We start from the raw sequence: 9,436 nt of genomic DNA, 5'->3' as shown, positions 1-9,436 counted from the left end.
ACCTGTCGGCAGCCTGACTCATCGTCCGGCCAGCACCGCGTCGAGCAGCTCCTGCACGCGGGCGCCCGCAGGAAAGTCCTCGGCCACCCAGCGCGTCTCGACCGCCCGCAGCACGCGCGCCACCTCGGGCCCGGCGCCGATGCCGCGCGCGACAATGTCGCCGCCCTTCAGCGGCAGCCGCGGCATGGTCCAGCCATGCAGCGGGGCGAGGCTGGCGCCGGCCAGCAGCAGCCGATCGCTCGCTTCGACCAGACCCAGCCGGTAGGCCAGCGCGCGGGCCGGTTCCGCCGGCTCGGCCGCGCGCGCGGCGGCGGTGACCAGCCGCTTGCGCTGCGCGGTGGACAGCCGCAGCCGCGCCCCGACCTGATCGGCCAGTGCCGGCTGGGCCGGGAGCAGCGCCGCCAGCCGGCGCAGCGGATCGGGCGCTGCGGCCTCGCGCTGCTCGGCCGCGACCAGCGCGGGCAGTCCGGCGGGGTTGCCCTCGGGCAGGATCACCGTCAGCACGCCCAGCGCGGCCATGCGGCTGAGGGTGGGGGCGGGATCGGGCAGGGCCAGCAGGTTGAGCAGTTCCATCGCCACGCGTTCGCGCGACAGGCCCTTCAGCATTGGCGCCAGTTCGGCACAGGCCGCCTCGGCCTCGGCATCGGCGGGGAGCGAGCCGAAGCGTGCCTGGAAGCGGAAATAGCGCAGGATGCGCAGGTGGTCCTCGCGGATCCGCTGCGCCGCCTCGCCGATGAACCGGACCCGCCGGCCGGCCAGATCGGCCAGCCCGCCGAACCAGTCGTGCACGGTGCGCGTGACGGGATCGGCATAGAGCGCGTTGATCGTGAAATCGCGCCGCGCCGCATCCTCCTCCCACTCCGCCGCGAAGGCCACGGTGGCGTGGCGCCCGTCGGTGCTGACGTCGCGACGCAGGGTGGTGATTTCGACCGGGCCTGCCGCGAGCACGGCGGTGACCGTGCCGTGCGCGATGCCGGTCGGCACCACGCGGATGCCAGCCGCGGCCAGCCGCGCCATCACCGCATCGGGCGGCAACGGGGTGGCCATGTCGATGTCCTTCACCGCCAGTCCAAGCAGCGTATCGCGCACCGCGCCGCCGACATAGCGCGCGTTGCCCGCGCCCAGCGCGGCGACCAGCGCATGAAGGTCGGGCCGTTCGGTCCAGGCAGCGGCGGGGAGCTCAGTCATGCCAGCGCAGCCGCCGCGCCAGATTGACCACCAGGCCGCCGGTCACGCCCCAGATGCGGTGCTCGTTCCACGTGATCTCCCAATAGGCATGCGGCCGCCCCTCCCACTCGGTCGGGATCTCGCGGTGATTGGCCGGATCGAGCACGAAGTCCAGCGGCGCCTCGAACCACTGGGCCACCTCGGCGGGGTTGGGGACCAGCGGCAGGTCGGGTGGGATCACCCCGATCACCGGGGTGATCGCGAAGCCCGAGCCGGTCAGGTAGAGATCGCCGGTGCCCACCACGGTGACCGCCGCGGGCGGGATGCCCAGCTCCTCGTGGGCCTCGCGCAGCGCCGCCTCGACCGCGGTCTCGCCCGGATCGCACTTGCCGCCGGGAAAGGCCACCTGCCCGGGATGGGCGCGCATGTTGGAGGGGCGGTGGATCAGCAGCACGCCGGGGCGGGGCCGCTCGGTCACCGCGACGAGCACCGCGGCCTCGCGGAACGCGGTCTGTCCGGGGGCGATCCGGGGGTCGCTGGTCAGCGCCAGATCGTCGCGCGCCGCCCCGATCCGGTGCAGCCCGGCCAGCCGCGCGGCGAGCCCGGTCATGCCGGCACCAGCGGAAAGCGCAGGCCCTGACTGGTCACGGCCCAGTCGTCCCCGTCGGCCAGCTCGACCAGCTGGAGCCAGGTGCTGCGGTTGATCCGGGCCTCGCAGCCATGCCGCACGCCCAGGTAGATCGCCGGCTGCTCGGCCGTTCCGGCGGCGCGCAGCGGGTGGTCCGGCCCGGCGACGATCAGGTCGTCGGTGTTCAGCCGGAACACCAGCGCACCCTCGCGCGCCACCACGTCGACCGCGACGAAGGCCGCGTCGACCACCTGTACCGCGTGGCGCTGGTGGGGGGTGCACAGCCAGTAGTCACCCGCGGCATCGCGCATCAGCAGGCTGGAGAAGGCGCGCACCATGGCCGGGCGCTCGATCCGCCCGCCCTCATGATACCAGCTGCCGTCGGCACGGATCTCGATCCCGCTGTCGAGCGTCTCGCTCGGGGTCCAGTCGGTCACCGGGGGGAGCCGCCGCGCCGTCACCAGATCGGCGATCTCGCCCAGCGACAGGGCGGTCAGTTCGGGAGGGGGCTCATAGGGCATGGTGCTGCCCGATGCCAGATCGGTCTAGCGCCGCCAAGGCCCCAGCATGCCCCGTTCGGGCAGGATCGCGGGATTGTCGCAGCGCGCCAGCAGGCGGTGTTGGGCGAAGGGGCCGGGCAGGCTCCAGCCGCCGGTCTGGGCATTGCTGAAGCCCCAGAAGCGGCCGTAGTACTCGGGATCGCCGATCATCACCTGCGGCAGCGGCGCCTGCGGGCTGAGCGCGCCAAGGCTCGCGGTCATCAGCGCCTTGCCATAGCCGGCGCCCTGATGCTCGGGCAGCACCGCCACCGGCCCCACCATGATCAGCGGGTGGGCACGACCGGCGGGATCGGTCAGGGCGACCGGCCAGCACTGGATCGTCCCGACCAGATGCTCCTCGGTATCGAGCGCGGCGAACGAGAGCTGCGGCAGCCAGTCCATCCCTTCGCGTACCTTGTAGGCGGTGCGCTGATGGCGGCCCGGCTCGAACGCGCGGTCGAGCAGGTCCTCGACCAGGGCGGGGTCGACCGCGTCGAGCGGGATCAGATGGGCAGCCTCGGACATGAGAGGCGCGCCGATAGGACCTGCCGCCCCGCCATGCAACGAATCTCTTGCTGTCCGGCGCCGGGCCGGGCGATAGCCGGGGACATGGACGGAGCGAACGAGGGGCCGGAGGGCGCGGAAGCCGGGGTCGATCGCCCGGCCGGCCGGATCGTGGTCGGCGTGGACGAGGCCGGGCGCGGCCCGCTGGCCGGACCGGTGGTGGCGGCGGCGGTCGTGCTGTGCCGGCCGCGGCCGGCCGGGCTCGACGATTCCAAGCGCCTGTCGCGCGCGGCCCGCGCCCGGCTCGACGCGCAGATCCGGCGCCGCTGCACCTGGGCGATCGGCGTGGTCGAGGCTGACGAGATCGACCGCATCAACATCTTCGCCGCGACCATGCGGGCGATGACCCTCGCGGTCGGCGGCCTGTGCGACCGGCTGGGGTGCGATCCGCACGAGGTGCTGATCGACGGCAACCTCACCCCGCAAGGGCGGCAGCCCGACTGGCGCTGGCCGGCGCGGGCGATCGTCGGCGGGGATGCGATCGAGCCGTGCATCTCGGCGGCCTCGATCATTGCCAAGGAGCACCGCGACGCGCTGATGCGCGCCCATGCCGTGGTCCACCCGCACTACGGCTGGGAGCGCAATGCCGGCTATGGCACGCCCGAGCATCTCGCCGCGCTGCGGACCCATGGTCCCACCCCGCTGCACCGCCGCAGCTTTGCCCCGGTGGCCCAGCTCGCGCTGTTCTGACCCGCTGGTGTCCTGACCTTTTGTCGCCGCGCTTGCCGGACGGGGTGGGCACAAGATCTTGAGTCCCGCCGGGGTCGGGAGACTCAAGATCTAGCGTCGGACTCGTTGTGTTCTCCCGGATGGATGGCTGCGACTCGCCGGAATCCGGCGAGTCGCAGCTTGACGGCGAGTCCCTGATGACTCACAAGGGGCGAAGTTTTCCACAGGGGCGGGCGCAAGATCATGGTAGGGCTGATGCTCAAGGAACCGGTGACGAGGACCAGGACCCGCGCCCGCAGTGCCGGCCGCGGCGCCGCCGATGTGCAGGCCGCGCTGCCGCTGGGGCAGATCCTGGCGGGCGATTGCATCAGCGCGATGCGCAGCCTGCCCAGCGCCAGCGTTGACATGGTCTTCGCCGATCCGCCCTACAACCTGCAGCTCGGCGGCGATCTCAGCCGGCCCGACGGCAGCCATGTCGATGCGGTCACCGACGACTGGGACAAGTTCGCCAGCTTCGCCGCCTACGATACCTTCACCCGCGCCTGGCTGAGCGAGGCGCGCCGCGTGCTCAAGCCGACCGGGTCGCTCTGGGTGATCGGCAGCTACCACAACATCTTCCGCGTCGGGGCGATCCTCCAGGACCTGGACTTCTGGATCCTCAACGACATCGTCTGGCGCAAGGCCAACCCGATGCCCAACTTCAAGGGCACCCGCTTCACCAATGCCCACGAGACCCTGATCTGGGCGAGCATGGGCGAGAAGGCGCGCTACACCTTCAACTACCGCGCGATGAAGACGCTCAACGACGAATTGCAGATGCGGTCGGACTGGGTCCTGCCGATCTGCTCGGGGCAGGAGCGGCTGAAGAAGGGCGGGGCCAAGGTCCATCCCACCCAGAAGCCCGAAGCCCTGCTCTATCGGGTGATGCTGGCGACGACCAACAAGGGCGACGTGGTGCTCGATCCGTTCTTCGGCACCGGCACCACCGGCGCAGTCGCCAAGCGGCTGGGCCGGCAGTGGATCGGCTGCGAGCGCGAGAGCGCCTACCGCGAGGCCGCGCTCGAGCGGATCGAGCTGGCCCTGCCGCTCGACGAGAGCGCGATCACCACGATGCAGAGCCCGCGGACCGCGCCGCGGGTGGCCTTCGGCACGCTGGTCGAAACCGGCTGGGTCCGGCCGGGCAGCGTGGTGTGCGATCGCAAGCGCCGCTTCGTGGCGCTGGTCCGGGCTGACGGCTCGCTCGATTGCGGCCAGGACACCGGCTCGATCCATGGCCTCGGCGCGAAGCTGCAGGGCGCCCCCTCGTGCAACGGCTGGAGCTTCTGGCACATCGAGCACGAAGGCCAGCTCAAGCCGCTCGACGATATCCGTCAGCTCTACCTGCTTTCGACCGAGCCCTGACGTGCCGATCGGCGACACGCTCGTGGCGATCCTGCAATCGCTGCAGGATCCCCGGCTGCTGCGCATGCGCGCCGGAATGGGCCGCGCGGCCGGGCCGCTCGCTCGGCTGGCCCGCAGCGGTCTCGTCCGCACCGGGCGGGCCCGGCTCGCCCTGGGGCGCCGCCGGACCTTGCGGCCGGGGCGTGGCTGAAGCGCCTTACCTCGCGGCGCGGCACCGGCTAAGGCGCGCGGCATGACCCGCTTCTATCTCCAGCCGATCACCCTTGCCGCCAGTCCGCAGAGCCTTGACGGGGCGGCCCTGCGGCTGGCCGGCGGGCTGGTCTATGCCAGCCAGTTCGCGCTGCTGCACCGCGCGGAGGAGGGGCACGTGGTGGCGCGCGAGGTGCTGGATCTGCGCGCGCTCGAGGCGCGCCTGCCCGACCTGCCCGAGGCGGTCCGCACCCAGTGGGACAATCTGCGCCGCAGCCCGGCCCCGCTGCAGCTGGGCGCGCGCACCGTGCGGCTCGACCAGCCGCAGGTGATGGGCATCCTCAACGTCACGCCTGACAGCTTTTCGGATGGCGGCGAATTCCTGGACAAGCCGGAGGTGGCCGCGGCCCATGCCGCGGCGATGCTCGAGGCGGGGGCGGCACTGGTCGATGTCGGCGGCGAATCGACCCGCCCCGGCGCGGCGGCGGTGTGGGAGGGCGACGAGATCGCCCGCGTGGTGCCGGTGGTCGCAGCGCTGGCCGCGATGGGGGCGGCAATCAGCGTCGATACCCGCCGCGCCGCGGTCATGGAGGCGGCGCATGCCGCCGGGGCCCACCTGTTCAACGACGTGTCGGCGCTGCGCCACGATCCGCGCGCGCTGGCCCTGGCGGCCGGCACCGGGCTGCCGGTGGTGCTGATGCATGCGCCCGGCGAGGGCGAGGATCTCCATGCGGGTGCCGGCTATGCCAACGTGGTGCTCGACGTGTTCGACTGGCTTGCCGCACGCCGCGACGCCGCGGTGGCCGCCGGTATCGCGCGCGAACGGATCGTGCTCGATCCGGGCATCGGTTTCGGCAAGTCGCTGGCCGACAACCTCGCGCTGCTCAATGCCCTGCCGCTGTTCCACGCGCTGGGCCAGCCACTGCTGGTCGGGGCGAGCCGCAAGCGGATGATCGGCGCGCTTTCGCATGAGGCTCCGGCCGACCAGCGGCTTGGCGGTTCGCTGGCGCTGGCGGTGAAGGCGATGGAGGCCGGGGTGCAGTTGCACCGCGTCCACGATGTTGCGCCCACGGTGCAGGCGGCGCGGGTCTGGCGCGGTCTGCGGGACGCGGCGCTAACCGACTTCGCGCAGCTCCCACTTTGAGGTGGTGACCGCCACCGGGGTGCGATCGGCCGCAGCGGGATCGGCGGGCGGGGCGCGGTCGCGCAAGTCAGCCCGGCTGACGACCGTGTCAAGCGGGACCAGTCCCCACCCGGTGAGCGGGGTGCCAGCAGGTTCGACGATGTCGTGAAGGCTCATGGCAATCCGCCCCATTTCAACGGATTAACGTAGACTGCTCAAGCCGGTTCCCGCGTCTGGCGGGCGACCGGCCGGATTCAGGCGGCGCTGTCGATGCCGAGGTCGGACAGCTTGCGGTAGAGCGTCGAGCGGCCGATGCCGAGCCGCCGTGCCACTTCGGTCATCCGTCCGCGGTAATGGCCAATCGCCAGTCGGATCACGTCGGCCTCGATCTCCTCGAGCGGACGCAGATTGCCGTCCGGGGTGTAGAGCAACACGCCGGGCGAGCCGTGGACGGCCTGGTTGCCAGGGGTGACCGGCTGGTCCATCCCGAGCATCGTGCAGAGCTGCGGGAAGTCCTCCGCCGTCAGCCCGTCGCCATCGCAGAACACCGCCGCGCGGAACAGGACGGTCTGGAGCTGGCGCACGTTGCCCGGCCAGTCATAGGCCGAGAGCAGCGACAGCGCGCTGTCGGTGATCGACAGCCGGCGCAGTCCGGGTTGCTCGCCGATCCGGGCGAGGAAGTGGCGAGCGAGGGCCGGAATGTCCTGGGCGCGTTCGCGCAGCGGAGGCAGCGCCACGCTGACCTGGGCGATCGCCTCGTGGAGCGCGCCGAGGAAATGCCCGCCGGCGACAAGATCGGCCAGCGGCAGGTTGCTGGCGGCGATGATCCGCACGTCGATCCGGAACGAATGCCGCGCGCCGATCGGGCGGACGTCGCCGCGGGCAAGGGATTCGGCCAGACGCTCCTGCACGGCAGGGGGCAGGCGGTCGATCTCGTCGAGCACCAGAGTGCCGCCGTCGCACTGCTGGATGGCGCCGACCTGCCGGTCGAAGGCGCCGGGAAAGGCACCCTTCTCGTGGCCGAACAGCACGGATTCCACCGCATTGGCCGGCAAAGAGCCGATGTTGACCATGCGGATCGGTGCCTTGGCGCGCGGGCTGGCGGCGTGCATCGCGCGCACCAGCATCTCCTTGCCGGTGCCGCTTTCGCCCTCGATCAGCACGTGACTGTGCCCGCGCGCGGCCTTGGCGGCGACCGCCAGCGCGGCGCGGAAGGTGGGCGCGGCGCCGATCATCGCGTCGAAATCGGGCTTGCCCGGCATCTTCTCGGTCAGGGGAGCGAGCTCGTCGCGCGGGGTGCCCTTGGCGGTTGCAGCGCGCAGCGCCTGCATCAGCCGTTCGGGCGCCACCGGCTTGATCAGGTAGTCGGCCGCGCCGGCGCGCATCGCCTCGACCGCCAGCAGTGGCGACGAACTGGTCGTCAGCATCAGGATCGGCAGCGCAGGTCGGCGCGCCTTCAGTTCGGCGATCAGCGTGCAGGCCTCGTCGCCGGGCACCCATTGGTCAAGAATGATCGCGGAGAGCTGCATGCCCTGGCGCGTGCCGAGCGTGGCGATGGCGGTCTCGGCGTCGCGGACAACCAGCGTGCGCCAGCCCTCGCGCCCGGCCAGGGCGGTGATCAGGCGGCTCTGGGCCGGCTCGTCGTCGATCAGCATCAGCAGACGCTGCTCGAACTCGGCGATCGAAGGGGTCTGATTGGCTCTCACTCAACAGTGCTTAGGGCAATCAGGTAAAAACCAGCTTAAAGATCAGGGGGCACGCTGGCCCCCTTGAGTGGGGGGGCGCGCCGCGATAGAGCCATGCGCGGTTTGTCACGCAACGGGCCCCGCAGCGGGTCGAAGCACGGGAATGATTGAGATGGCATCTGGAAACGACATCAAGGCCGCCCGCGAAACCTACGAGGCGTTCATCGGGGTGGTGAAGTGGACCACGCCGGCGCTGATCGCGCTGACGGCGTTTGTCGTCTACCTGCTCGCCCGCTGACGCACTGACGGGGGGATGAAACTAGCCGTCGTTCGGGAGCGGGCTCCCGGTGAGACGCGCGTGGCTGCGACACCGGAGACGGTGAAGAAGTTCATCGCGCTGGGGGCCTCCGTGGCCGTGGAACCGGGTGCCGGGGCCGCGGCCTCGATCGCCGACGCCGACTACGCCGCCGCCGGGGCCGAACTGGCCGCGTCTGCCGTGGCCGGGGCGAACATCATTCTGGGTGTGCAGGGGCCCGATCCGGCCGCGCTGGCGGCAGCGGCGCCGGGCGCCTGGGTGGTCGCCGGGCTCGATCCGTTCGGGCAGGGGCCGGGGGGTGGACGCGCCCGGGTCGATGCCTATGCCGCGGCCGGGCTGGAAGCGCTGGCGATGGAGTTCATGCCGCGCATCACCCGCGCGCAGTCGATGGACATCCTCTCCTCGCAGTCGAACCTGGCCGGCTACAAGGCCGTGATCGAGGCGTCCAACCTCTACGGCCGGGCCTTCCCGATGATGATGACCGCGGCCGGCACGATCAGCGCCGCCAAGGCCTTCATCATGGGGGTGGGCGTAGCGGGGCTCCAGGCGATCGCCACGGCCCGCCGCCTCGGCGCCCAGGTTTCGGCCACCGACGTGCGTTCGGCCACGCGTGAGCAGATCATCTCGCTCGGCGCCAAGCCGATCTTCGTCGAGACCGTCGCCGGGATCGAGGGTGAGGGCGCTGGCGGCTATGCCACCGAGATGAGCGAGGAGTACCAGAAGGCCCAGGCCGAGCTGGTCTCCAGCCACATCGCCAAGCAGGACATCGTCATCACCACCGCGCTGATCCCGGGACGCGCCGCGCCCCGCCTGATCAGCGATGCGCAGATCGCCAGCATGAAGCCGGGTTCGGTGATCTTCGACCTGGCCGTGGCGCAGGGCGGCAACGTCGAAGGGTCGGTGCCCGACCAGGTGGTCGAACGCCACGGGGTCAAGATCCTTGGCTACAGCAACACGCCGGCCAAGCTGCCGGCCGATGCCTCGGCCCTGTTCGCGCGCAACCTCTACAACTTCCTCGCCGCCTTCTGGGACAAGGAACAGGGCAAGCCCGTGCTCGATGAGGAGATCGGCGGGGCGATCCGCCTGACCCAGGGCGGCAAGGTGGTGAACCCGAGGCTGCTCGGGTGAGGGCAGCGGGCGGGGCGCCCGTGGGCA

12 protein-coding genes are annotated in these 9,436 nt (G+C 71.5%); 6 read left to right on the top strand and 6 right to left on the bottom strand.

Going from position 1 to position 9,436, the window contains the following annotated elements; translation table 11 throughout:
- Positions 1-18: 18 nt before the first annotated feature.
- From H7F53_RS06040 to H7F53_RS06025, 4 genes are read right to left on the bottom strand one after another with little or no spacing between them, the layout of a single operon-like run.
- Positions 19-1,188: a CCA tRNA nucleotidyltransferase gene (locus H7F53_RS06040; protein ID WP_185678570.1), complete on the bottom strand. Its 1,170-nt coding sequence runs from the start codon at positions 1,186-1,188 to the stop codon at positions 19-21.
- Complete coding sequence (locus H7F53_RS06035; protein ID WP_185678569.1) at positions 1,181-1,777, bottom strand: CoA pyrophosphatase; 597 nt, start codon at positions 1,775-1,777, stop codon at positions 1,181-1,183. Before H7F53_RS06035 ends, H7F53_RS06040 begins: the two co-directional genes overlap by 8 nt.
- Entirely contained in the window at positions 1,774-2,316 is a 543-nt protein-coding gene (locus H7F53_RS06030) for a DUF1285 domain-containing protein (protein WP_185678568.1), read from the bottom strand. The genes H7F53_RS06035 and H7F53_RS06030 overlap by 4 nt, the downstream gene beginning before the upstream one ends.
- 24 nt (positions 2,317-2,340) lie before the next feature.
- The gene (locus tag H7F53_RS06025; protein ID WP_185678567.1) at positions 2,341-2,859 is read right to left on the bottom strand and encodes a GNAT family N-acetyltransferase; all 519 of its coding nucleotides are present in this window, start codon (positions 2,857-2,859) and stop codon (positions 2,341-2,343) included.
- Between the two features lie 84 nt (positions 2,860-2,943).
- Between H7F53_RS06025 and H7F53_RS06020 the strand changes: the two genes are divergently transcribed.
- From H7F53_RS06020 to folP, 4 genes are all read left to right on the top strand, one after another.
- On the top strand, positions 2,944-3,588 hold the full coding sequence (locus H7F53_RS06020; protein ID WP_185678566.1) for a ribonuclease HII: 645 nt from the start codon (positions 2,944-2,946) through the stop codon (positions 3,586-3,588).
- Between the two features lie 234 nt (positions 3,589-3,822).
- Entirely contained in the window at positions 3,823-4,968 is a 1,146-nt protein-coding gene (locus H7F53_RS06015; RefSeq protein WP_185678565.1) for a site-specific DNA-methyltransferase, read from the top strand.
- A gap of 1 nt (position 4,969) precedes the next feature.
- On the top strand, positions 4,970-5,158 hold the full coding sequence (locus H7F53_RS06010; protein WP_185678564.1) for a hypothetical protein: 189 nt from the start codon (positions 4,970-4,972) through the stop codon (positions 5,156-5,158).
- Between the two features lie 42 nt (positions 5,159-5,200).
- Entirely contained in the window at positions 5,201-6,301 is a 1,101-nt protein-coding gene (gene folP / locus H7F53_RS06005) for a dihydropteroate synthase (RefSeq protein ID WP_185678563.1), read from the top strand.
- On the opposite strand, the gene H7F53_RS06000 is transcribed toward folP, so the two are convergent.
- Both H7F53_RS06000 and H7F53_RS05995 read right to left on the bottom strand, forming a co-directional pair.
- Positions 6,272-6,457: a hypothetical protein gene (locus H7F53_RS06000; RefSeq protein WP_185678562.1), complete on the bottom strand. Its 186-nt coding sequence runs from the start codon at positions 6,455-6,457 to the stop codon at positions 6,272-6,274. The two genes, folP and H7F53_RS06000, sit on opposite strands and share 30 nt — an antisense overlap.
- A 77-nt stretch (positions 6,458-6,534) precedes the next feature.
- Positions 6,535-7,935 (bottom strand): sigma-54-dependent transcriptional regulator, encoded by a 1,401-nt coding sequence (locus H7F53_RS05995; protein WP_221773612.1) that lies wholly within the window; start codon positions 7,933-7,935, stop codon positions 6,535-6,537.
- A 193-nt stretch (positions 7,936-8,128) separates the two neighbouring features.
- Between H7F53_RS05995 and H7F53_RS05990 the strand changes: the two genes are divergently transcribed.
- Both H7F53_RS05990 and H7F53_RS05985 read left to right on the top strand, forming a co-directional pair.
- Complete coding sequence (locus H7F53_RS05990) at positions 8,129-8,263, top strand: aa3-type cytochrome c oxidase subunit IV (protein WP_281384740.1); 135 nt, start codon at positions 8,129-8,131, stop codon at positions 8,261-8,263.
- 15 nt (positions 8,264-8,278) lie between these two features.
- Positions 8,279-9,409 carry an NAD(P) transhydrogenase subunit alpha gene (locus H7F53_RS05985; RefSeq protein ID WP_185678560.1) on the top strand — a complete coding sequence of 377 codons (1,131 nt, stop codon included), beginning with the start codon at positions 8,279-8,281 and terminating at the stop codon, positions 9,407-9,409.
- The last annotated feature ends 27 nt before the right edge of the window (positions 9,410-9,436 follow it).

This window comes from Novosphingobium piscinae, from assembly GCF_014230355.1.
Lineage (GTDB): Bacteria > Pseudomonadota > Alphaproteobacteria > Sphingomonadales > Sphingomonadaceae > Novosphingobium > Novosphingobium piscinae.
This window is presented reverse-complemented; position numbering and strand designations above follow the sequence as displayed.